Raw genomic sequence first — 22,248 nt, forward strand, 5'->3', positions numbered from 1 at the left:
GGTTCAGAAGTCGCCGCGGAACTCCGCGTCGGTGAGGTTCCGCGCGCTCTTCGGGTGCGGTCCCAGCACGCCCGGCCGGTTCAGCGCCCTCCGATACGCGCCGTACGCGCGTATCGACTCGCCGTCTATCCGGACCGTCTCCGTCCCGCGTTCTCCGCCGAAGACGCTCCAGTCCGTCTCCTTTTCGTGGTTGAACCAACAGACCATCTTTATCTCCGTCGCGGCGGCGAAGTCGTAGAGGTCGGTTATCCACCGGTCCTTTCGCTCGGGGTCGAACCCGCCTTCGACGGCCGACGAACAGCCCATCTCGGTCAACGCGAGGGGTTTGTCCGTCACCTCTCGGACCTTCTCTACGGCCGCCGCGTAGAGGTCCTCGGGGTCCGACCACGTTCCCCACCGACTCCAGTTGTAGCCGTTGATACCGACCCAGTCGGCGTTCGCGTCGCCGGGGTAGTATCGAGAGAGGGGAATCCCGCCGCGGCCGGTCACGTTCGGCGACCATATCCACTGTAGTTCGTCCGGTCCCAGCCCCTGTTTTTCGAACCGGCGGCGGACGCGACGCCACATCGCCACGTACTCCTCGGGCGTCGTCTCGTTCGCTGGCGGTGCCCACGGGACCCAGTCGCCGTTCATCTCCGGCGCGAACGTGAGGTAGAGTCGGCGGTTCGGCCGCCCCAGCCCCCTATTTGCCCACGCTCCGAGTCGTTCGGCCCACGCGTCGATCCTGTCGTCGTGGTCTCCGGCGGCGATCTCCGCGGCGATTCGGTCGGACGTCTCCGCGACGGTGTCGAACAGTGGTTGGAGGACGAGTTGCGGGACGGCCCCCGCGTTCCACCGTTCGGTCAGTGCCTCGCACGTCGCGGCGATGTCGTCGTCGCCCCCGCCGAGCGTCGCGTACCGCACGACCACCGCGTGCGACGCCCCCGCCCACCGTCTCAACCGTTCGAGGCGTCCGGTCTCCTCGGGTCCGACCGATATCCCCGCGAGGATGTCGCCCGTTCGCGGCCGGGCGGCGCCTTCGGCACTGCGATAGAGCCCCGTCGAACCGAACGCCGTGCCCGCCGACGCCCCCACCACTCCGAGAAAGGTTCGCCTCTCCATGAGTGACTCTCCGCTCTCGGAGACGTTTGTTATCGCGGCGGTAATCGGCGTCAGACGGGTTCAACGACCGGTTAGTATCCACGACTGAACTGTATCTATATCATAACTATCTGTGGTGGCTACCAACTACTGGTATGTCCCGACAGAGCCGAAGAACGTCGAGTTCGACGCGCGTCGTTTCCTGTCCCGACTGCGAGACCGGAGCAGTCGAACGGACGGGCGTCTTCGAACATCTCTCCTGTGGGTACGTCGACGTAGCCGCGGCGTTCGGCGATACCCCTCCTGCCCCCGGTCGCTGTCCGAAGTGCACAGAACGCCTCTCGCTGGGCGGAGACGGCGTTCCACGAGTCGCCACCGTCTACCGCTGTGCGGACTGTGACCGACGGTTCGACTCGCCCGAATCGGTGCGAATCGAACGGACCCCGCCCCGGCCGGGGGCGACGGGCGTCGTCGCGAACGAGCGATGACCGACGGTCGGACGCCTGCTCCGTCCTCGGACGCGTCGGACGCGTGGACCTCTCGAGCGCCGTCTCAGATCGTTCTCCTCCTCGTCGTCTACTTTCTGGGCGTCTTCGTCTTCCCCGCTCGGTTCGTCCTCGCGGCGTTTCTCACCTCCCTCGCGGCCGCAATCGTCCTGTTCGGCTCCGACCGCTGGTCGTCGCAGTTCGACGCGCTGTTCGGTGCGAGACTCCCGCTTCCGGGGTGGGCCGTTTCGACTGCGGCCGTCTCCTGTCTGCTGTTCGGTGCGCTCGTGTTCACGGAGCGGTTCACTCCGGCGGGCGCTCTCTACGCCGTCGTTACGGGGTTCTCCGCGACGTGGCTCGTCGGTCTCGCCGTCGGCGGCGACGCCCGCCGCCTCGTCTCCGCGCGGCGGCGCGTCCCGCTTTGGCTCGGCGGCCCCACCGTGCTCCTCGTCGCGGCGGCGTCATACGCCTTCGCGGGCCACCTCCCTTCGGTGTTCGACGCCGCCGTCTTCTTCGGACTGCTCATGGTCAGCGCCATCGTCGTCGTCGTCCTCCCGCTCACGTTCGTCCAGCGGCGTCGGTTCGACGAACGGGACGTCGAACCGCCGTGTCCCTCGGTGAGCGTCCTCGTTCCGGCCTACAACGAGGAGGGGTACGTCGGGCAGTGTATCGAAGCCGTCCTCGAAAGCGACTACCCGACCGACGCGCTCGAAGTCGTCGTGGTAGACGACGGGAGCACCGACGGCACGTACGAGGAAGCCGCCGCCTACCGCGGCGAGAACGTCACCGTTCTCAGCCGGACGAACGGCGGCAAGCACGGCGCGCTGAACTTCGCGCTCTCGTGTGCGCGCGGCGACGTCGTCGTCGCCGTCGACGCCGACAGCGTCGTCGAACCGACGGCAATCAGTCGCGCGGTCGGCGCGCTTCAGTCCGACGACGACGTCGGGGCCGTCGCGGGCACGGTGAAAGTCGGCAACCGCGACGGACATCTCGCCCGGATGCAGGCCTTAGAGTACGCCGTCGGGATCAACACGCTCAGACGGGCGTTCGCGCTCTTCGACTCCGTGATGGTCGTTCCCGGCTGTTTCGGCGCGTTCCGACGCGAAGCGCTCGACGACGTCGGCGGCTACGACCCCGACACCGTCGCCGAGGACTTCGACCTCACCGTCCGCCTCCTCCAGGCGGGGTGGCACGTCCGCACCACGGAGGGCGTCGTCACCACCGAAGCCCCGTTCTCGCTCGGGGACCTCTACCGCCAGCGACTCCGCTGGACGCGCGGGAACATCCAATCGCTGGTCAAACACCGCGACGTCTTCTTCGACCCAGACTGCGGCTACCTCCACCGGTTCGCCTTCCCGTGGTTCGCGCTGTCTCTCGTGTTCGTCCCGCTATCGAGCGCCGTCGTCACCGTCGCTATCGGCCTCGCGATTCTCGACGGTCGATTGCTTTCGGTTCTGGCCGCGACGCTGTACTTCGTCTCTCTTTTCGCGCTCATCGCCGCCGTGGCCATCGACATCTCCGGCGAAGACTGGAGCCTCCTCGCGTACGTCCCGGTGCATCTCGTCGGCTACAGGCAGTTTCTCGACGTCGTCGTGTTCAGTTCGGTCCTCGACGCCGTCCGACGGACCGACGACGGGTGGGAGTCCGTGACGCGCCTGCGACAGACCGGCTTCGGTGACTCCGCGGCCGACGACTGACGCGAGAGAGTCGGAGAAGACAGAGCGGAGTTACTTCGTCCGAAAGGCGCGGTCACCGGCGTCGCCCAGTCCCGGAATGATGTAGCCGTCGTCGTCGAGGTGGTCGTCGATGGAGACGGTGAGCAGGTCGGCTTCGGGGAACTGGTCGCCGACGCGCAGGAGTCCGTCGGGCGCGGAGACCGCAGAGAGGACGAACAGGTCCGTCGGATCGGCTTTCGAGTTCTCGAGGACGTGATCTAAGACGGCGCACATCGTCGACCCGGTCGCGAGCATCGGGTCCGCCACGATGACGGTGTCTTTCTCGGTTATCTCGGGCAGTTTCACGTAGTCGATGGTGATGGGGAACTCGCCGTCGTCGTTCATCCCCGCCTCCTCGTCGCGTCCGGCGCTGATGACGCCCTGTTTCGCCCGCGGGAACGCCTTCAACAGTCCCTCGACGAACGGCGTCGCCGCCCGGAGGACGTTGATGATGACGACGTCGTCGAGTCCTTTGACGCGTTCGCCGGTCGTCTCGGTCAACGGCGTCTGGACGGTGACGTACTCCGTCTCCATCGCGCCGTCGATTATCTCGTAGCCGCAGATGCGGCCGAGTTTCACGAGGCCTTTCCGGAAGGCGACCTGCTCCGTCTCGACGTCTCGCAGGCGCAACAGGGTGTCTTTGGCGAGAGCGTGGGTGATGAGGTAGGCGTCGTCTCGGTCTTCGATGGGCATCTTGTTCGAAACGCGGAACGCCGTGGACATAAATGTCGATGAATCGCGGCCCAGACGTCGCCTGCCGTGGGTTCACGCCGCACGGTACGGACCACCGCTCGGCCCCGACTCCCCGTCAGTACGTCACGACGTACGTCACCGCCATCAACACCACCGCGAGGGACGCGACGTTTATCACCGTAAAATCGGCGATATCGACGTAGCTCACCCCCCAAACGACGATGGATGCAAACAGCGTCGAGAGGACGAGATTCATGACGAAGAGCACCCGCGGGTCCCCCTGTGAGTCGGTCTCCATACCTCTGGGTCCGACCTCCGCCACTTAGGTTCTTTGCGGTTCGCCCGCAAGCGACGCTATGCGACTCCGAAACCGCCGCGGCGAGGCCGTCGATTCGGTTCCGTTTCTCGTCGTCTCGGGGTTGGGACTGCTTCTCTGCGTCTCGTTCGGCCCCCTCTACGTCGCGGCACTCGGACTCTCGTGGGCAGTCGCCGTCGCCGCGTCCGCCGCGGCGTTCGTCGCCGTGGCGGCCGGCGCGTACCACCGACTGGTCTGGACCGCGACGCCCCTCGACACCGCGGAGATTCCGCCGGGACTCCGCCTCCGACGCCTCCTGTACGCCGGTATCGCGCTCGGACTTCTCCTCTGTCTCCTCTCGCTGCCTCTTTTGTGACCCGACTCGAACCACCGGCTATGCGAGAAGTGACGGTCTCTCGATTCGTCCCGCGGTCACCGCCGACGCTCGCTCGGATGCTGACGCCCGAGGCGATGGTGGAGTACGAGGGGAGTTTCGAGGTGCGCGACGTGCAGGACCGAACGGACGGAACGTTCGTCACCGTCGGCGGACGCGGGGTCGAGTTCGTCCTGCGGTTCGAGGAGACGGACGACGGCCTGCGCTACGAACAGGCGGGCCAAGCGGGGCCGTTCGATGCGATGGAGACGGCCGTCACCGTCGACGCCGACTCGGACGGGTCGACCGTCACCGCCCGGTCGTCGGTGAGTCTCGGCCTCCCTCTTCCGTCTCTCACCGATCGCGTCGCCGCGTGGAAACGGCGCGGCGAACTCGAACGCGCACTCGACGCCGTCGTCGAAGACTGCTGACGCGCCTCGTGGGGGTCAGAACCCCTCGAACGGTCGTGCGTCTCGCTCGAACGACCGACCGGGGATTTAGGCTCTCCCTCCCGTACGGCAGAGTATACCATGGGTATAATCGGCACACTCAAAGAGACGTTCGAAGCGTCCACACAGTCGGCCGACCGCGGCCGCGGGACCGGCGAACCGGTCGGCGCGTACTGGTGTCACGACTGCGCGGAGCGGATTCCGGTCCGGGAGACGGCGGGCGAGGACGCGCCCGACTGCCCGGAGTGCGGCGACGAGATGGAACTGGAGCGTTCGCCCGGTTCGACCGGGTGCGCCTGCTGACTACGCGTCGGGCGTCGGTTCCGCGAGGGTCGTCCGGTCGCCGGGAGCGTCCGGAAACCGGGTTTCGGACTCGAACGCGGCCCAGTCGGCGGACATCTCCTCGTCGGTGAGGAGACAGTCGTCCAACGCCGCGACGAGTTCGTCTTCCTCCACGCCGCGTCCGATGAACACGAGTCCGGTCCGCCTGTCGCCCCACTCGTCGTCCCACTCGAACCCGAGGTCGGAGCGGTTGCGCCTGTAGGCGTCCTGTTCGAAGTCGGGGAGACTCGCCACCCAGCGACCGCTTCCCTCGACGTACGCCGAGGGACCGGCCTGACTGTACGTGAGTTGGGTCTCCTCCCGCCCCGCGACCCACATCGTCCCTTTCGACCGAATCACGCTCTCGGGGAGGTCCGAGAGGAGGGCGGCGATACGCTCGGGGTGGAACGGACGTCGCCGCAGGTAGGTGAACGAATCGACGCCGTACGCTTCCTCGGGATGCGCGTGGCCGCCGTGGTCATGGTCGTGCGTCTCGTCGCCGTGGTCGTGGTCGTGAGTCCCGTCTCCGTGTCCGTCCCCTGCGTCTCGGTCGGCGTCCGCAGTCTCGGCCGTCTCGAGCAACCGCCGCCAGCCTGCAGACTCCGCGGCGGACTGGGGGTCGAACCGCTGGACGCCGAGGAGAGCGTCCACCTCGACTTCCGCGTACGACGTCGGGACGACCTCGACGCCGGGACGGAGCGTTTCGACGACGCTCTCGACGCGTTCGCGTTCGTCGTCGGTCACGAGGTCACACTTGTTCAAGATGACCGCGTCCGCGAACTCCACCTGTTCGACCAAGAGGTCCGAGATGGGACGCCTCCCTTTCTCGCCGCCCTCTGCGACCGTTTTGGAGGGGGTCCCGTCCGCGTCGAACGTGTCCGCGAAGAGGCGCGCGTCCACGACGGCGACGACCGATTCCACGCGGTACCGCGCGGCGGCGGGCGACCCGCCGGTGAACAGGCGGGCGACGGGCGCGGGGTCGCTGATTCCCGACGGTTCGACGACGAGGTGGTCGAAGTCGCGTTCCCGCGCGAGGCGGACGACGGCCGTCTCCAAGTCGTCCCGGAGTTCACAGCAGATACATCCGTTCGAGAGTTCCGCGACGGTGCCGTCCGCGACGGAGAGTTCCGACTGCTCTGCGACGAGGTCGGCGTCCACGTTCAACTCGCCCATGTCGTTGACGAGGACGGCGATATTCCGCTCTCCGGCGTTTCGGAGGAGGTGATTCAGAAGCGTCGTCTTGCCCGCGCCGAGGCTTCCGCTCAGAACCGTCACCGGCGTCTCGCCCGTCGAACGCAGACTCATGTCCGCAGATGGCGCACCGCGGTATATCAACGCACGGAAAGCGGACGGACGTTCGTGAACGACACGTTTTTGAGCGACGGAGGGTGAGTCGTCAACTAATGACACTCGCGGAGCGAATCGGCCAGTACCGAGAGGTCCTAGAGGAGTGGCTCCGCGGACTCTACCACGGAATGGTCTCTCACCCGGCCTACGAGAAGATAGAGAAGGAAGCGGAAGACCAAGAGGACGCGTTCATGCTCGCGTGTTTCCCCGAGGCGTTCGGCATCCCGAGTCCGGTGTCGTACTACACCGCGGAGTTGCTCCCGTATCTCGAAGACGAGTTCGAGGCGTGGGAGCGACGGATGTGGGACCGCGGGTCGCTTCTCGAACGAAAGGGCCAGCAGTACCACTTCTGAGATGCACAAGTTCGTCTTCTTCGGCGGCAAGGGCGGCGTCGGCAAGACCACCCTCTCCTCGGCGTACGCGCTGAAATGCGCCCGCGCGGGGTTGGAGACGCTCGTCGTCTCTACGGACCCCGCACACAGCACCTCGGACGTGTTCGACCAACAGTTCGACGACGACCCGCAGGCGGTCTCCGGCGAGGCGAACCTCTTCGCGATGGAGGTGGACCCGGACACGGAGGTCGAACGGCACCTGATGGAGACGAAACGCGCGATGGGCGACCAGGTGAGTTCCGCGATGGTAAACGAGATAGACCGGCAGATAGAGATGGCTCACCAGACGCCCGGCGCGTACGAGGCGGCCCTCATGGACCGGTTCATCGAGGTGATGCGCGACTCGGAGTCGTTCGACAGAGTCGTCTTCGACACCTCTCCCACCGGCGGCACCCTGCGTCTCCTCTCGCTTCCGAACCTCTTGGAGGGGTGGATAGACCGACTCGCGCACAAGCGCGAACGGTCCATCGACCTCTACGAGAAGGCCGCGGTCGGCAACAACGAACCGCGGCGCGTGATGGACGGCGACCCCATCCTCGCCCGTCTTCGAACCCGAAAAGAGCGGTTCGAGTTCGCGGGCGAGACGTTGCGCGAACGGGCGGCGTTCTACCTCGTCGTCAATCCGGACGAACTCTCCATCCGCGAGACGCGCCGCGCCGTCGCGGAACTGGACTCCTACGGCTTGGACGTGCGCGGACTCGCCGTCAACCGCCTCACGCCGGAACCCGAACCGCACGAGGAGGGCCGCGGGGCGCGCTTTCTCCGCGACAGGGTCGCGACGGAACGCGAACGCCTCGCCGAACTGCGGGACGATTTCGACCCGCCTCTCGTCGCCGAGATAGAGACCCGCGTCTCGGAGGTGAAAGGCGACTTCCTCGGCGACGTCGCGGCGGAACTCGATATCGACGTGACGGTCGAACCGACCGCCTGACGCGCGTCTCGGCGGCCGGAGCCGTTTCGACTCGGTTCGGCGGTTTCCGCGGGTCTACGGTACTTTCTTCGACGTATCGTGCAGCAATAATCAATAGGATTAAGTCGGAGTTTTTCATGAACTGCAATGAGGCACGCCACCATGGTACAAGTAATCTGGCTCGTTGCGGCGGTGTTCGCGATGTTTACCGTGGGGTATCTCGGCTACTCGAAATACCTCTCACAGTTCGTCGAACTCGACGACAGTCGCGAAACACCGGCCCACAAATACGAGGACGGACAGGAGTACGTACCGGCCAAGAAGCCGGTCTTACTGGGGCATCACTTTTCGAGCATCGCGGGCGGGGCGCCCATCGTCGGCCCGATAACGGCCGGCGTCGTTTGGGGGTGGGTGCCCGCACTCGCGTGGATCGCCATCGGTAACCCTCTGATGGGGAGCGTCCACGACTTCGTGTCGCTTTCGGCCAGCATGCGACACGAAGGGAAATCTGTCGGCTACATCATCGGCGAGTACGTGGGCCAACGGGGCAAGAACATGCTCCTTTGGTTCGCGTTCATCACCATCATCCTCGTCGTCGCGGTGTTCGCACTCGTCGTCGCCATCGTGTTCAACGCCTATCCGGAGGCGGCGACGGCGAGTCTGATATACATCGGTCTGGCCGTGCTGTTCGGAGCGTATCTCTACCAGTTGAACCTCCCGTTCATCCCGGGAACCGTCGGGTTCGTCGTCGCGATGTTCGTCGGCGTCTTCGTCGGCGTCCAGTACCCGCTCGCGCTTTTCGAACCGGCTGCTCGCGCTCCCGCGAGTACCATCGTCTTGTTCTCCGGTGACCCCTCGTGGCTCCCGGCCGCGGGCGCGTTCGGCGCGAACGCCGCCGCGTGGATTCCGATCATCCTCGTGTACGGCGCGCTTGCGAGCGCTCTTCCGGTCTGGGTGCTGCTTCAACCGCGCGACTACCTCTCGTCGTTCCTGCTTTACACGGGAGTCGGCGGCGCGCTGTTGGCGGTCATCGTCGGTACGGTCCTCGGTGCGAGCCAACCGCTTGTCACCAACCTCGAACCGTACTACGGCTTCATCGGACGCGGCGGCCTTCCGCTGTTCCCGATGCTGTTTATCACCATCGCCTGCGGGACCATCAGCGGCTTTCACTCGCTGGTCTCCTCGGGGACGACGTCGAAGCAACTGAACAAAGAGTCCGACGCGCGGACCATCGGCTACGGCGGCATGCTCGGTGAGGGTCTGCTCGCCACCGTCGCGCTCATCACCGTCGCGCTCGTCTCCCCGGACGTCGGCGGCGGCATCGGACTCGCGCTCCCGACGTTCGCGACGGGCGGCGGCATCCTGCTGACGAGTTTCGGCATCCCGACGTCGTTCGGCGGTCCGTTCATGGCGCTCGTGCTCGTGAGCTTCCTGCTCACCTCCACCGACACGGCGGTCCGACTCGGTCGGTACATGATGGAGGAGATAGTCGGGACGCCCGAGACGTCCGTCCAGTCGTTCGCCTCCGACCGGTACGGGAACGCCTCGGTCCAGTGTCTCGCCGCGTACGTGCTCATCGCGAGCGGTTCGTGGACGACGCTGTGGGCGCTTTTCGGCGGCGCGAACCAACTTCTGGCCGCGCTGGCGCTGCTCACGGCGACTGTCTGGCTCGCGAACTGGAGCGACTCGAAACAGCTCTACAGCACCGGCGGTCCGATGGTCGTCATGGTGACCATCACGGTGCTCGGACTGCTTTGGATCGCGTTCCACGACAACCTCTACGCGAAGTTCCTGGACTCTCAGTGGATGGCGAGTGCGGACCTGGTCGCGATGCTGTCCGCGGTGGCACAGATCGTGATCTCGCTCACGCTCATCTACCTCGCACTCTCGTTGGTGAAACTGGGGTACGAGAACATCCAGAAAGTCCGCGACGAACCCGGTTCCGGCGGGTACACGCCCGGCGACGACTGACCCGGAACCGAACTGACGAGCCGCGATAGTTCTCCGTTTTTTCTCGCGCTGCCAGCGACGGCGTCGGCGTCGGCGGGTGCGGGGTCGGTCTCCCGAGAGCGCTCTCAGCCGCGCAGTCGGTCCAAGAGGCGACCGAGGAGTCCCCGGTCGTCGAACGCCTGCACGTCGTCCCAGAGAGCGAACGCCCGCGCGGTGTCGGCGTTCTCGCTCGCGACCACCTCGCGCGTCTCGGGGGCGACGGCGACGAGGTTTATCTCGTAGTGGCCGTAGTAGCCGAACTTCAGGAGCGTGCGGTCCGAAAAGGAGTCGACGAACGCCCGAACGTCGTCGCTCAGGTCGGAGACGACGGCCACGAAGGTGAACTCCGTCCCGTAGTGTTCCTCGTCTGCGACCACCCACTCGGGGTCGTCGGCCAGTTCGTGCGCGAGTTCGACGAGGCGTTCGAGTTCGGCGACGGTCACGCGGGAGTCTCGCCGCACGAAGAGGTACTCTCGGCTCTCGTGGTTCGCGTAGTCGAGGGCGGGATGGAAGAACTGCTTTCGGTTCAGTATGCGCATCGTCCCGACCATCTCGAACCGTTCGCCGCGGATTCGGCGCGCCCGTTCGAGGTCGTAGTTGAACATCAACCGGTCGCTCACCCGGTCTAAGTACTCGTCGTCCCAGTCGGGCACGTCCGGGAGTTCGACGCCCGCCTCCGCGGCGACTGCCTCGGGGTCGAACTCCTCGCGGCCGTCTCCGCCCTCGGTTTCGCTCATCGGCCGTCGGGGTCGTACGCTTCCACGTCGCCGCTCACGTTCGGTGCGCCGACGGCCAGAACCACTACCTCCGCGTCTGCCTCTGGGGGGTTGTACGCTCGCTGCGGACTCTCGGGTTCGACGGCGAAAAGAGAGTCAGCGGCGACTTCGTACGTTCTCTCGGGCGTCTCGACGAACAGCGTCCCCGAGAGGACGTAGAACGCCTCCTCTTGCGTCTCGTGGTAGTGGTACGCGAGCGGAATCTCCTCGCCCGGTTCGGCCCGAAAGCGATTGACCGCCATCTTCGAGAGGCCCGCAGGCTCCGTCAGACGGCGCATCTCGCACGGCCTGTCCTCCGCCGTCTCGACGTCGTCACAATCGACCACGGTGTAGCCCATGACAGTCTCCACCTCACAAGGGTACAAAAGCCCCTCGGGGACGCGCCGAACGCAAAAATTTAATCGTGAGGGATGCGTACATCACGCGAATCGTTCACTATGTCCGAAAAGAGAACCGAGTCCTGCGGTCGATGCGCGATGTCCACCGTCGTCGACGCCACCGCCTCGGACGAGGGGTCCGACTCTGGCGCGCGCGACCCGATGGCGGGCGGTCGAATCGAACTCGCCGAGTCGGAACTGCGCGCGGCGTCGCCCGCGGCGTGGTTCTCGGGCGTCGTCTCCCGCATCGACGACGCGGCGACGGCCTTCATCCACGGCGACCGGTGAGGCGCACGGAGGAACCGCACGATTTCGAGCGACTGACCCGACACGCGAATAGACTTTTATAGCCGCCCACTCCTACCCTCGCCCAAGCCGATGGAAGAGAGCGTTTCGGGTTTCAAAATACGCGGTTCGTGGGGCGACGTCGTAGAGCACGGCGAACGCATCACACGGGCCCTACGAGACGCCGGGGTGGATAGAGAGGCGATAGAACGGTGGAACGAGTGGCGGCCGAAGTCGCACGAACGTCTCGGCGAGGACGTGAGCCAAAAGACGGCAGAGCAAGCGAGCGTCGGCGAAGGCGAGGGGGAGAAAGCCGGTAAACAGCCGAACGAGGACCTACAGACCGCCGGAGAGAAACTGTCGGAGTCGTACCAGAAAGTAGAGGAGGGCGACAACGACGGCGCCGTCGAACGGTGGAGCGAGTCCATCGGGTACGTCGCGCGCGCGGCGGACTCCGCGAGTCGGAAGGCCCTCCGGAAAGTCGAAGACACCGTCTACCAGAAGGTGATGACGCAACTCGCGCCGTACTACTTCGACAGCGAACTCGTCAGCGCCAACATCCAGAAGACGACGCGCGGCGAGACGGCCGAACCGCGCTTCATCTTCGAGGTGAACGTCAACGACGACGAGTTGAAAGGAGAGGTGAGCCGTCGCCTCGGCGAGTACGACGACTTGGTGGACCGCTGGCACGTCGACACCGAAAAGGAGACGGCGACGGCGGAAGCCGCGGAGGGCGTCGAACCGCCTCGGTCCGAAGAGGAGTCGAAGTTCAGCACGAACTGAGCCGAGTTTATCGGCGGCTACTCGTGGTGGATTTCGGTCGAACGACGAACCGCGCCGGTTCGTCTGAGCGCAGGGAGCGTCGGTGAAACGGACAACAGTAATATCTCCGGCGGCCGACGGGACGGTATGGCCGAACCACTCCGCGTCGAAGCCGGCGAGTTGTCCGCAGAGGAGATACTCGACGCCCTCCTCGACGGACGTCGCGTCCTCGTCGAAGCGGAGATGATGGGCGGAACGCATCGGGTATCGCTCAGACACGACGGAACCACCTTCTACTGCGACACGCCGACGACGCTCCACAAACACACCGAGAGAGAGGAGATGCTCGCTTGCATCCGCAAGATGGGGTACGCAAAGCCAGAGCCAGAGTGACGTCCCGGCGGCGGTATCCGCGGGACGCGAAGTCGGTACCGTGAGGATTCGCAAGATGGCGGGGCGACACGGAGCGTCCCCGAAACGCTGTCACCCGATTACTCACACGAGGGCGAATCTAGAAAATAGAGGGATGTTATGCCCCGAAGGGGTGTACTGACACCGAGTTGAACATGCATGCTCGACGAGTATCTACGAATATTGGCAGACGCTCACCGACGGACGATTTTGACCTCCCTGCTGGAAGACAACTCACACTCCGTCTCTCCCGACGGGGCTGACAGCGGGGGCGAACTCGAAGACGGAGAGAGCCGAGAGCAGGCGCGAATCGAACTCAGACACGTTCACCTTCCGAAGTTAGAGGAGTCCGGATTAATCGAGTGGAACCGAGAGTCCGGCGCCGTGGCGAGAGGACCGGAGTTCGAGGAGATAGAGCCGTTACTGGAACTTCTGGCCAACGGTTACGATCAGTTCTTACAGTCTCGACTGAACTAGAGTCGCCCCGCGGAAACTGCCACTGCTGTGGCAGTCGGGCGCAGAATACCGACTGGTTGGGACCCATCCGTACTCTGCGCCCACCGGGATTTCGAGTCGGCTTGGTATAACCTTACTGTGATTATCTGGGTGAACGATAAACATCCGCTCTCGTGCGACAGTATCGGGCGCTCGCCGGAACGTGAGCATTCGCGTCGTCGTCTCGGCGGCGCGTCAGAACGAGAGGTAGTCACTTATCAGTCGTGGCGTGGTACTAGAGACAGGCCGGGGGCGCCGGTCGAATGGTTGGGACCCATGAATGAATTATCTAGCTACCAAGAGGCGGTCGAACTGCTCCAGAAACTGGGCCTCAAAGAGTACGAGGCAAAGTGCTTCGTGGCGTTGTCGCGACTCCCGAAAGCGACGGCCAAAGAGATAAGCGAGACGTCGGACGTGCCGCGAACCCGCGTCTACGACGCGATTCGGGTGTTAGAGACGAAGGGTCTCGCGGAGGTCCAACACAGCAACCCCCAGCAGTTCCGGGCCGTCCCGATAGCGGAGGCGGCGAAGACGCTCCGGTCGGAGTACGAATCCCGGACGGAGTCTCTCGTCGACGCACTCGAATCGATGGGTACCGAGTCGCTCGACGCCGACCGAGAGATGACACACGAGGTGTGGGCGCTCTCGGGCCCGCCGGCCATCGAGAACCGCCTCCTGAAACTCGTCGACACCGCAGACCAGGAGGTTGTCCTCATCCTCGGACGCGAAAGCGCCGCCACGACGGAGTTGTTCGAACACGTACGGGCGGCCCGAGAGTCCGGCGTGGACGTTCTCGTCGGGACGGCCACCCCGGCGCTTCACGACATGATAACCGAGGCGCTTCCGGATATCGAGGTGTTCGTCTCCGAGTTGGCGTGGTTGCGGAGTTCGCCGACCGACCCCACGGACGATACGACCATCAGCCGACTCCTGTTGGTCGACCGGAACACGATTCTGGTCAGTTCCGTCCAAGAGGACGACTTGGGGGCGGTCGAATACGAGAAAGCGGTGTTCGGCCGGGGGTTCGACAACGGCATGGTGGTCATCGCTCGTCGACTGATGGCGGCGGGACTGAAGCCGGGAGACGACCCCAAACCGCACGACGGGTGACGACCGCTGAACCGACGCCGAACGGCCGTCCGCTCTGCCGAGGACACGTGACTTTAATCGGGGGCGGGGCCAACGGCGGTATATGAGCGACGCGCCAGATATGGGGGACCTCGTCGAAACCGAGAACCCGAGTTTTCAGCACGTTCTCGCGTGCGTCTTCGGTATCCAAGCCCACGAGAGCAGGACGTACCTCACGCTTCTCGAGAGTCCCGGCAGCACGGTGGCGGAACTCGCGGACGAACTCGACAGAGACCGGAGCAACGTGAACCGGTCGCTCACGACGCTGATGGAGAAGGGCCTCGCCGACCGCGAACGGCGACTGCTCGACCCCGGCGGGTACGTCTACCAGTACACCGCGACGGACCTCCCCGAGGCGAAGCAGTTGCTCCACGAGGCACTCGACGAGTGGGTCGAACAGGTCCACGCGAGCATCGACGCCTACGGCGCGGAGGAGTGACCGCGGCGGGTCCGACGCTTTCGCCCGCCGCCCGGAGTCGTTCTCACTTCGGATCGACGCTCGACCGTCCGCCGGTCGCCGCCGAGAGCGAACGGAGGCCGACGAACCGCGGGACGCGGTCGGCGTAGCGGTCGTACGCCTCGCCGTACTGGTCGCGAAGCCACGGTTCCTCCGCGAACGGCAGCGCCACCCACCACGCGAGGTATATCGCGCACAACCCGGCCGCCAGCGCCGACCCCGCAAGCACCGCGAAGCCGACCGTCGCGACGACGTAACAGACGTACTGCGGGTTCCGAGAGTACCGGTACCAGCCGTCGGTCCGGAGTTCGCCGGTCAGCCCTTTCGTCTCCTCGACGCCCAAGTCCAACCCGGCGACGAGTGCGGCCCCGTACCACACCGCAAAGAGGACGCCGCCGACGGCGAGCGCCGCCGGTTGCGGCAGACCCAACGCGTTCCAATCGAGGTACGCGACGCCGACCAAGGCGACGTTGACGACCTGTGAGAGCGTCCAGTGGGCGTAGTAGTTCCACGTTCTCTCTCCGGGGGGCCAGTACTCCGCCCACCCGAGGGCGCTCGCGACGATGCCGACCAGATTTCCGAGTCCGGCGACCGTTCCGACCGCGAACAGAGCCGTCGTGGCTGTCCACTCCATACGCCTCGGTAGCCGCCGTCGCCGCGTGGAGTTTTCCGCGGCCCTACTAGCGCGTTTAAGTTTCAAGTTCGCGCCGCCGAAAGCGGAGGGCGTGAAGTACCTCGACGTGCGCCTCTCGCAACCGCGGTGGATGCTGCACCCGATGCAGGAGTTCATCCGCGACGACGACGCCGTGCGGTACGAGGAACTGCAGGCGTGGAGCGGAGTCGCGAGCGAGAGAGCGGTCGAACACGAACTGTTCTACGTCGAGGCCGACCGCGAACGGTACGAGGCGGCGCTCTCTGCGGTCGATTCCGTCCGGTGGTACGACCTCACGCCGATAGACGAGACGTCGTTCTACGTCTACGTCAGCCAAGAGACGCGCCCCGAGGACGTGGCGTGGCGCGAGGCGTTCGCCGACCTGAACCTCGTCCTCGCGCCGCCCGTCGTCTACGACGCCGACGCCGCGTTCCACATGACGCTCGTCGGCCCCGGCGAGGACCTGCAGGCGATGCTCCGCGGCCTCCCCGAGGAGATAGACGTGACCGTAAAGACCGTCGGCGAGTACGACAGGCGACACGCGCCCGTCGCCGGAGAACTCACGACTCGGCAGCTAGAAGCCGTCGAAACCGCCGTCGAACTCGGGTTCTACGAGGTTCCGCGGGAGGCGGGCGTCGCGGCGGTGGCCGACGCACTCGACTGCGCGCCGAGCACGGCCTCTGACCTGCTCCGACGGGCGGAGTCGCGGATGATGCGCCGACTGGTCGAACGCCACGGCCGTCGGCGGAGAGACGGCTGAGACGGCGCGACGGGGGCGGGACGCGCTCGAATCGCCCCCCTTTTTGCCCGCCGACCCCGTGTCTGGAGACGATGAGCCTCGACCTCACCGCGCCCGCACAGGAGGCCCCCGACGTCGCCGACGACGGCGTGTGGCTGGAGTGCATCGAGACGGGCGAGCAGTACGCCCCGTTCGACGAGATTCGCTACACGAGCGACGCCGGTGCCCTTCTGGAAGTCCGGTACGCCGACCCGGCGACGTTCGACGACTTCGAGGGCCGCGGCGTCTGGCGCTACCGCGCCGCGCTTCCGTTCGAAGAGGGCGTCAGCCTCCCCGAGGGCGACACCCCGCTTCACGAAGCGCCGCGCCTCGAAGACGACCTGGGCGTGGAGACGCTTCGGGTCAAACACGAGGGGATGAACCCCACCGGGAGCTTCAAGGACCGCGGCATGACCGTCGGCGTCCGCGTCGCGAAGGAACTCGGCGTCGGCCGCCTCGCGTGCGCCTCGACGGGGAACACCTCGGCGGCACTCGCGGCCTACGGCGCGCGCGGCGGGATGGAGACGCTCGTTCTCCTCCCGTCCGGGAAAGTCGCCGCGGGCAAGATAGCGCAGGCCGCCCTCCACGACGCGCGCATCCTCGAAGTCGACGGCAACTTCGACTCCTGTCTCGACATCGTTCAGGACCTCGCGGAACGCGGCGAGGTGTACCTCCTGAACTCGCTGAACCCCTTCCGACTGGAGGGCCAGAAGACCATCGGACTGGAGATTCTCGAACAGTTCCGCGACGACTACGGCCGCTTCCCCGACCGAATCGTCCTGCCGGTCGGCAACGCGGGCAACACGGCGGCGCTGTACAAGGCGTTCCGCGAACTCGTCCAGTCGGGGTCTCTCGACCCCGAACAGGTGCCCAAACTCACCGGCGTCCAAGCCGAGGGGGCCGCCCCGATGGTCGAAGCCGTCGAGAACGGGTGGGACGACACCAAACGCTGGGACGAGGTGGAGACGCGCGCGACGGCCATCCGCATCGGCAACCCCGTCAACGCCCCGAAGGCTCTCCCCGGTATCCGAGAGACGGGCGGCACCGCCGTCGCCGTCACGGACGAGGAGATTACGACCGCCCAACGCGACTTAGCGCGCGAGGGCATCGGCGTCGAACCCGCCTCCGCCGCCTCCGTCGCCGGACTCCGGAAACTCCGCAGCGACGACACCGTCGGCGGCGACGAGGACGTGGTCTGTCTCACTACCGGCCACCTCCTGAAGGACCCCGACGCCGCATTCGAGGCGGGCGGCGAACCCGAACCTGTCGCCAACGACACCCAAGCGGTGTTGGACCTCCTCGCGGAGTAGCGCGACGAACGCCGGAACGTTTCGTCTCGACCGGACGCGTGTGACGCGAGTCTGACACAGTTTCATATCTTTGTGGGACGTTCTCACAATCGATGCCATTGCCCAGTTTCCCGACCGGAACGGTGAGTGGCGAATCACGCCGCGACAGAACGTTCCCGCCCTCCGACCCCGACTCGTCTACGTCCGGCGACGACGCCGAGGAGACGGCCCGTCCCGCCCCGGGAGCAGACGAGGCGTCGGTTCCCGGTTCCGCCCCGTCGGACGCCGCGCGCCGCGACGGCGGTTCGTCGGCCGACTCCTCGAACGGGGAGTCCCTCCGCGAACGCGTCGCCCGCCTCGAACGGGAGAACGAGGCGCTTCGACGGAAGGTCAAGCGGACTCAACGCGCCCGACAGAACGTCATCGACCACTACGAACGCGTCATCGCCGACATCGACGACACGTCTCCCGCCTCGGGGGAAAGCGAGACGACGCCGACGGTTCGTCCGCCGCCGGTGAACGACGGACTCGCCGACAGAGTCGCCCGACGACTCGACGTCGGGGAACGGTGGCGGTGAGTTCGGGGGCGTCTCGAATCGGTCTCTCCTCCTTCTGCGAAAATAGTATGAAATATGGTATGTGCGTCGGATTCGGACGGTAACGTGGAACGAAGACGCACGGACGTGTCGTAATACCTGACATACTCTCGTTCGGTCGAGGGTCCCGACCTGCCGACGGAGACGGAGGGCCTACCTGCCGAATCGAGAGGAGAAACTGAAGTCGAAGTTGAACTGGCTCCGACCGTCCGTCTTGTACTGTTTCCGACTCGGCGAGTACGTCCGAACTTGGACGCGGTCGGTTCCGCGCCCGCCCCCGGGGATGAACTTGATGAGGCGCATCCACCCGTCGCCGCCGTTGGCGTAGTGTTGGTAGTTCGCGAGCATCTCGTAGGTGCTCGACCCGCCGTCGTTCGGCGACGTCTGCCGCCACTGGCCGTCCGCCTTGTGGTAGTGACCGTTCAGGACCATGAACACCTGCGGGTTCGGCTTCACGATGTCTTTGTATATCGTCGCACCGGAGTTGGCACCGTCGCGTTGCGTCGCGTGGCCTTCGGACCCGACTCTGTCCCAGAGGTACGCGTGCGTCGTGATGATGGTCGGGACGCTTCGATTCGCCCGAAGCACGTTCCACGCCCACCCCTTCACGCTGTTTGGGTCGGACCGCGACCCGGGGACGCCCCACTCTAAGTCGAGGTGGAGGAACGTGTAGCCCCCGGCGGAGAATCGCTGGTAGTGGGCGCGGTCGTTCGGACCCGTCCCGCGGTACCAACTGTACTTCGAGAAGCGCGACTTGCCGAAGTACTTGCTGTAGTTCGCGGTGGACGAACTCCGGTTGTTGAGGGTGGCGTAATCGTGGTTGCCGACGGTGGTGGCGTACGGCACGACGCCGTCGAGTTTGTCCATCACGGCGTCCATTCGCTGCCACTCTGTGGTGTTGCTCCCGTGTTCGACGATGTCCCCCTCGTGGCTGACGAATACGATGTTCTGTGCGCTCTTGTTCGCTCGAATCCAGTCAGTCTGGGCGTGCGCCCGCGAGATGAGAGAGGAACTCTCCGCGTACTTCTGCGTGTCGGGCAGGACGGCTATGGTCCACGAACTCGCCGCGCTGACGCTTCCGACGAAAGCGGAGAGTCCGAACGCACCCGCGCCGCCGAGTGCGCCGGCCGTCTTTAGCGCGTCCCGGCGCGACACGCGGTGACGGGCGTCCGTCTCACCTTCTCCCAGAGAACCCGACCCGTCACCGTTTCTGTCAGCATCCATACAACGACTCACAGGCCACGTGGGCATAATGATTACTGAGACACATATTTACGCACTCAGGTCGAACGGCGGGACAGGTGAACCAACGTGGAAGATTCAGCGGAAGGCGAGGTGTCTCGCTCGGTGATCACGGACCTCGGCACACTCGACGGCGGCGCGGTCAGCGACGCGGCCGATATCAACGACTGCGGGACCGTGGTCGGAACCAGCGAGACGGACGTCGACGGAGCCGTCTTCGTCCACGCCGTCCTGTGGGACGCGGACGGTGACCCCCACTCGCTCGGCACGTTTCGCTCCGACGACAGAGCGGAGAGCAGAGCGACGGGCGTCAACGACCGCGGAACCGTCGTCGGGGCCGCGGAAGGCGAAGACAGAGTGCGACGGGCGTTCAGGCGGACCGAGGGCGGCGAGTTGGAGGACCTCGGCAGTCTCGGCGGGTCGGAACGAGGAGACAGCATCGCGTACGACGTAAACGACCGAGAAACCGTCGTCGGACAGAGCGACGCCGGGGAAAGCGAGGTGCGCGCGTTCCGGTGGACCGGCGGCGAGATGGAGGACCTCGGGACGCTCCGAAGCGACGACACGGGACAGAGCGGTGCGTTCGCGGTGGACAATGCCGGAACCGTCGTCGGATGGAGCGAGAGCGACGACGGAACGAACCACGCCGTCCGGTGGACCGAAGCCGAGGGGATGGAAGATTTGGGTATGCTCGAAGACCACGGGGTCAGTTACGCGTTCGACGTCACTCCGCACGGAACCGTCGTCGGTCGGAGTTACGACCCCGGCGCCTTCGATTCGCGCCGCGCGGTCCGGTGGGTCGGCGGCGGCGTCGAGAGCCTCGGAACCCTCGACGGCGACGCGGGGTACAGCGAGGCCCACGGGTCGAACGTCCGCGGCGTGGTTGTCGGAGACAGTCGAGTCGGCGACGTAGAGCACGCCTTCCGATGGACCGAAGCCGAGGGGATGACGGATATGGGAACGTTACTCGACGGCGACGAGGGCGCGAGCACGGCGTCGGGCGTGAACGCTCGCGGCGACGTCGTCGGAGCCAGTCGGACCCCGGAGGGCGAACGCCACGCGGTTCGCTGGCGCGTCGAGGACAGTCGCTGAGGCGGACGCCGCTTTCGGCGACCGGTCGAGAGGAGAAGCGACGGCGAGTTCGCGCCGTCCGATTCGACTGCGCGCCGCGGTTCCTGCGGGCTACTCGTCTGTGCCGTTCAGCGTGAGATACTTCACGTCGATTATCCGGTCGTCAGCGAGGAGTTCCTCGCGCACCTCGTCTGGGACGTGGTTGTCGAGGTTGTACACCGTCAGCGCCTCGCCGCCCTCGTCGGCGCGGCGGGCGTTGAACATCCCGGCGATGTTGACGTCGTTGTCTCCGAGAACGGTACCGATGAAGCCGATGACGCCGGGTTTGTCGTAGTTGCGCGCGACGAGCATCCGGCCGTGCGGGATGGCGTCGACGCGGTAGCCGTCGATGCGGACGATGCGCGGGTCGTCGCCCGCAAACTGCGTCCCGCAGACGCTGAGAGACTCCTCGTCGTTGCCGACGGTGACGGTGACGAGGCTCTGGAAGTCCTCGGACTGGCGGGTTTTCGACTCGGTCACCTCGATGCCGCGCTCTTCGGCTATCTTCGGCGCGTTGACGGCGTTGACCTGCCATTCGAGCGGTTCGAAGACGCCCTTGAGCGCGGAGGCGGTGACGAGGTCTACCTCCTCGTCTGCGATGTCGCCCTCGTAGGAGACTTCGACCGAGGAGATGCGGCCGTCGAGCAACTGCGCGCCGATTTTCCCCGCCGTGTCCGCCAGTTCGATGTACGGCCGGATGCGCGGGAACGCGCTCTCGTCCACCGAGGGGGCGTTGAGCGCGTTCATCACGGGCTCCTCGTTGAACGCGGCGTCTATCTGGTCCGCGATGGAGGTGGCGACGTTCTCTTGGGCCGCCGAGGTGGACGCGCCGAGGTGCGGCGTGACCACGACGTCTTCGACGGACAAAAGCGGGTTGTCCGGCGAGACGGGTTCGTCGGCGAACACGTCTATCGCCGCGCCGTCGAGCGTTCCGTCCTCGACTGCGGCGGCGAGTGCGTCCTCGTCCACGACGCCGCCGCGGGCACAGTTGACGAGGTAGCCGTCGCCCATCAGTTCGAGTTCCTCGGTCGAGATGAGGTCTTCCGTCTCCGGCGTAAGCGGCGTGTGGACCGTCAGGAAGTCGGCGCGTTCGAGACAGTCCTCGAACTCGACGAGTTCCGCGCCGAGGCGGTCGGCGCGTTCTTGACTGATGTAGGGGTCGTACGCGACGAGGTCCATCCCGAGACCGTCGAGACGTTTCGCCACCTCTTGGCCGACGCGGCCGAGGCCGACGATACCGAGCGTCTTGCCGTTCAGTTCCGTCCCGAGGTAGTCGCCCTTCGCCCACTCGCCGCCCTTCAGACGGGCGTGCGCTTGCGGGATAGAGCGCGCGGCGGCGAACGCCATCGCGACGGTGTGTTCGGAGGCGGCCCGGACGTTCCCCTCCGGCGCGTTCGCGACGACGACGCCGTGGTCCGTCGCGGCGTCGATATCGATGTTGTCGACGCCGATGCCCGCGCGCCCGACGATGACGAGGTTCGGCGCGGCCTCGAACACCGCTTCGTTCACTTCCGTCCCCGACCGGACGACGAGTGCGTTCGCGTCCGAGACCGCTTCGAGAAGTGCGTCGCCCTCTACGTCGTAGTCGGTCACGACCTCGTGGCCCGCCTCGCGGAGTCGTCCTAACCCCGCGTCGGCGATTGGGTCCGTGACGAGAACCTTCATGCGCGTATGTTCCTTGGACTCCGGATAAGGGTTTCTTCGGCGGCCGATATGGCTAATAGAGGGTTGTTAGCGCGTAACACACAAGGTCGCCGTTCGGGAGGACGGAGCGGTGCGGACCGGTTTCCCCGGTTGCGGGCGGCAACGCGGATGGATGGTTTCAAACCGTCCGAGGATGA

The 22,248-nt window shown here is 65.8% G+C and carries 27 protein-coding genes; 18 read left to right on the forward strand and 9 right to left on the reverse strand.

Translation table 11 applies throughout. From position 1 onward, the window contains the following. Positions 1 to 3: 3 nt before the first annotated feature. Positions 4 to 1,101 (reverse strand): glycoside hydrolase family 26 protein, encoded by a 1,098-nt coding sequence (locus BM167_RS16860; RefSeq protein WP_092893897.1) that lies wholly within the window; start codon positions 1,099 to 1,101, stop codon positions 4 to 6. Between the two features lie 134 nt (positions 1,102 to 1,235). On the opposite strand from BM167_RS16860, the gene BM167_RS16865 reads away from it, so the two are divergent. Together BM167_RS16865 and BM167_RS16870 are read left to right on the forward strand one after the other, a co-directional pair. Then, the gene (locus tag BM167_RS16865) at positions 1,236 to 1,568 is read left to right on the forward strand and encodes a TackOD1 domain-containing metal-binding protein (protein WP_177213406.1); all 333 of its coding nucleotides are present in this window, start codon (positions 1,236 to 1,238) and stop codon (positions 1,566 to 1,568) included. After that, complete coding sequence (locus BM167_RS16870; RefSeq protein ID WP_092893898.1) at positions 1,565 to 3,262, forward strand: glycosyltransferase family 2 protein; 1,698 nt, start codon at positions 1,565 to 1,567, stop codon at positions 3,260 to 3,262. The genes BM167_RS16865 and BM167_RS16870 overlap by 4 nt, the downstream gene beginning before the upstream one ends. Positions 3,263 to 3,292: 30 nt before the next feature. On the opposite strand, the gene upp is transcribed toward BM167_RS16870, so the two are convergent. Together upp and BM167_RS16880 are read right to left on the reverse strand one after the other, a co-directional pair. Further along, positions 3,293 to 3,973, reverse strand: a complete 681-nt coding sequence (gene upp, locus BM167_RS16875; RefSeq protein WP_092893953.1) for a uracil phosphoribosyltransferase — start codon at positions 3,971 to 3,973, stop codon at positions 3,293 to 3,295. Between the two features lie 115 nt (positions 3,974 to 4,088). Then, positions 4,089 to 4,271, reverse strand: coding sequence for a DUF8107 family protein (locus BM167_RS16880; protein WP_092893899.1), 183 nt, complete (start codon positions 4,269 to 4,271; stop codon positions 4,089 to 4,091). A gap of 58 nt (positions 4,272 to 4,329) precedes the next feature. Between BM167_RS16880 and BM167_RS16885 the strand changes: the two genes are divergently transcribed. The 3 genes from BM167_RS16885 to BM167_RS16895 all read left to right on the forward strand — a co-directional run bounded on the left by BM167_RS16885 (position 4,330) and on the right by BM167_RS16895 (position 5,393). Then, positions 4,330 to 4,644 (forward strand): hypothetical protein, encoded by a 315-nt coding sequence (locus BM167_RS16885; protein WP_092893900.1) that lies wholly within the window; start codon positions 4,330 to 4,332, stop codon positions 4,642 to 4,644. Positions 4,645 to 4,664: 20 nt separating this feature from the next. Next, positions 4,665 to 5,072 carry a polyketide cyclase gene (locus BM167_RS16890; protein WP_092893901.1) on the forward strand — a complete coding sequence of 136 codons (408 nt, stop codon included), beginning with the start codon at positions 4,665 to 4,667 and terminating at the stop codon, positions 5,070 to 5,072. Between the two features lie 99 nt (positions 5,073 to 5,171). Then, complete coding sequence (locus BM167_RS16895) at positions 5,172 to 5,393, forward strand: hypothetical protein (RefSeq protein ID WP_092893902.1); 222 nt, start codon at positions 5,172 to 5,174, stop codon at positions 5,391 to 5,393. Here the strand turns inward: BM167_RS16895 and BM167_RS16900 are convergent, their stop codons facing one another. Then, positions 5,394 to 6,716, reverse strand: coding sequence for a CobW family GTP-binding protein (locus tag BM167_RS16900; RefSeq protein ID WP_092893903.1), 1,323 nt, complete (start codon positions 6,714 to 6,716; stop codon positions 5,394 to 5,396). A 98-nt stretch (positions 6,717 to 6,814) separates the two neighbouring features. Here BM167_RS16900 and BM167_RS16905 point away from each other — a divergent pair, with 98 nt between their 5' ends. The 3 genes from BM167_RS16905 (at position 6,815) to BM167_RS16915 (ending at position 10,031) form a co-directional block, all read left to right on the forward strand. After that, positions 6,815 to 7,111: a DUF7990 family protein gene (locus BM167_RS16905; RefSeq protein WP_092893904.1), complete on the forward strand. Its 297-nt coding sequence runs from the start codon at positions 6,815 to 6,817 to the stop codon at positions 7,109 to 7,111. A gap of 1 nt (position 7,112) precedes the next feature. Further along, positions 7,113 to 8,081: an ArsA family ATPase gene (locus BM167_RS16910; RefSeq protein ID WP_092893905.1), complete on the forward strand. Its 969-nt coding sequence runs from the start codon at positions 7,113 to 7,115 to the stop codon at positions 8,079 to 8,081. A 141-nt stretch (positions 8,082 to 8,222) separates the two neighbouring features. Next, a complete protein-coding gene (locus BM167_RS16915) occupies positions 8,223 to 10,031 on the forward strand; it encodes a carbon starvation CstA family protein (RefSeq protein WP_092893906.1) in 1,809 nt (602 codons plus the stop codon). A 104-nt stretch (positions 10,032 to 10,135) separates the two neighbouring features. Here BM167_RS16915 and BM167_RS16920 read toward each other — a convergent pair whose 3' ends face one another. Together BM167_RS16920 and BM167_RS16925 are read right to left on the reverse strand one after the other, a co-directional pair. Further along, positions 10,136 to 10,786, reverse strand: a complete 651-nt coding sequence (locus BM167_RS16920; protein WP_092893907.1) for a DUF8052 family protein — start codon at positions 10,784 to 10,786, stop codon at positions 10,136 to 10,138. After that, on the reverse strand, positions 10,783 to 11,163 hold the full coding sequence (locus tag BM167_RS16925) for a cupin domain-containing protein (protein ID WP_092893908.1): 381 nt from the start codon (positions 11,161 to 11,163) through the stop codon (positions 10,783 to 10,785). The genes BM167_RS16920 and BM167_RS16925 overlap by 4 nt, the downstream gene beginning before the upstream one ends. A gap of 138 nt (positions 11,164 to 11,301) precedes the next feature. On the opposite strand from BM167_RS16925, the gene BM167_RS16930 reads away from it, so the two are divergent. The 6 genes from BM167_RS16930 to BM167_RS16955 all read left to right on the forward strand — a co-directional run bounded on the left by BM167_RS16930 (position 11,302) and on the right by BM167_RS16955 (position 14,722). After that, positions 11,302 to 11,490 carry a DUF8007 family protein gene (locus BM167_RS16930; protein ID WP_394327252.1) on the forward strand — a complete coding sequence of 63 codons (189 nt, stop codon included), beginning with the start codon at positions 11,302 to 11,304 and terminating at the stop codon, positions 11,488 to 11,490. A gap of 90 nt (positions 11,491 to 11,580) precedes the next feature. After that, the gene (locus tag BM167_RS16935; RefSeq protein ID WP_092893910.1) at positions 11,581 to 12,270 is read left to right on the forward strand and encodes a DUF5828 family protein; all 690 of its coding nucleotides are present in this window, start codon (positions 11,581 to 11,583) and stop codon (positions 12,268 to 12,270) included. A 126-nt stretch (positions 12,271 to 12,396) separates the two neighbouring features. Next, entirely contained in the window at positions 12,397 to 12,642 is a 246-nt protein-coding gene (locus tag BM167_RS16940; protein ID WP_092893911.1) for a DUF8001 family protein, read from the forward strand. Between the two features lie 177 nt (positions 12,643 to 12,819). Continuing rightward, a complete protein-coding gene (locus BM167_RS16945) occupies positions 12,820 to 13,137 on the forward strand; it encodes a DUF7344 domain-containing protein (RefSeq protein WP_092893912.1) in 318 nt (105 codons plus the stop codon). 294 nt (positions 13,138 to 13,431) lie between these two features. Continuing rightward, complete coding sequence (locus BM167_RS16950) at positions 13,432 to 14,265, forward strand: TrmB family transcriptional regulator (RefSeq protein ID WP_177213407.1); 834 nt, start codon at positions 13,432 to 13,434, stop codon at positions 14,263 to 14,265. A gap of 82 nt (positions 14,266 to 14,347) precedes the next feature. Further along, on the forward strand, positions 14,348 to 14,722 hold the full coding sequence (locus tag BM167_RS16955) for a helix-turn-helix domain-containing protein (RefSeq protein ID WP_092893913.1): 375 nt from the start codon (positions 14,348 to 14,350) through the stop codon (positions 14,720 to 14,722). Between the two features lie 43 nt (positions 14,723 to 14,765). Here the strand turns inward: BM167_RS16955 and BM167_RS16960 are convergent, their stop codons facing one another. Continuing rightward, the gene (locus tag BM167_RS16960) at positions 14,766 to 15,374 is read right to left on the reverse strand and encodes a methyltransferase family protein (RefSeq protein ID WP_092893914.1); all 609 of its coding nucleotides are present in this window, start codon (positions 15,372 to 15,374) and stop codon (positions 14,766 to 14,768) included. Positions 15,375 to 15,465: 91 nt separating this feature from the next. On the opposite strand from BM167_RS16960, the gene BM167_RS16965 reads away from it, so the two are divergent. The 3 genes from BM167_RS16965 to BM167_RS16975 all read left to right on the forward strand — a co-directional run bounded on the left by BM167_RS16965 (position 15,466) and on the right by BM167_RS16975 (position 18,037). Next, entirely contained in the window at positions 15,466 to 16,152 is a 687-nt protein-coding gene (locus BM167_RS16965; RefSeq protein ID WP_092893915.1) for a helix-turn-helix domain-containing protein, read from the forward strand. Positions 16,153 to 16,223: 71 nt separating this feature from the next. Continuing rightward, the gene (thrC, locus tag BM167_RS16970) at positions 16,224 to 17,480 is read left to right on the forward strand and encodes a threonine synthase (protein ID WP_092893916.1); all 1,257 of its coding nucleotides are present in this window, start codon (positions 16,224 to 16,226) and stop codon (positions 17,478 to 17,480) included. A 92-nt stretch (positions 17,481 to 17,572) separates the two neighbouring features. Continuing rightward, positions 17,573 to 18,037 (forward strand): coiled-coil domain-containing protein, encoded by a 465-nt coding sequence (locus BM167_RS16975; protein ID WP_092893917.1) that lies wholly within the window; start codon positions 17,573 to 17,575, stop codon positions 18,035 to 18,037. A 171-nt stretch (positions 18,038 to 18,208) separates the two neighbouring features. Here BM167_RS16975 and BM167_RS16980 read toward each other — a convergent pair whose 3' ends face one another. Then, positions 18,209 to 19,279, reverse strand: coding sequence for a metallophosphoesterase (locus BM167_RS16980; protein ID WP_177213408.1), 1,071 nt, complete (start codon positions 19,277 to 19,279; stop codon positions 18,209 to 18,211). Between the two features lie 87 nt (positions 19,280 to 19,366). On the opposite strand from BM167_RS16980, the gene BM167_RS16985 reads away from it, so the two are divergent. Next, the gene (locus BM167_RS16985; protein ID WP_092893919.1) at positions 19,367 to 20,389 is read left to right on the forward strand and encodes a DUF3466 family protein; all 1,023 of its coding nucleotides are present in this window, start codon (positions 19,367 to 19,369) and stop codon (positions 20,387 to 20,389) included. 90 nt (positions 20,390 to 20,479) lie between these two features. Here the strand turns inward: BM167_RS16985 and serA are convergent, their stop codons facing one another. Then, positions 20,480 to 22,072 (reverse strand): phosphoglycerate dehydrogenase, encoded by a 1,593-nt coding sequence (gene serA, locus BM167_RS16990; protein ID WP_092893920.1) that lies wholly within the window; start codon positions 22,070 to 22,072, stop codon positions 20,480 to 20,482. Positions 22,073 to 22,248: the final 176 nt, after the last annotated feature.

The organism is Halopelagius inordinatus, from assembly GCF_900113245.1.
Lineage (GTDB): Archaea > Halobacteriota > Halobacteria > Halobacteriales > Haloferacaceae > Halopelagius > Halopelagius inordinatus.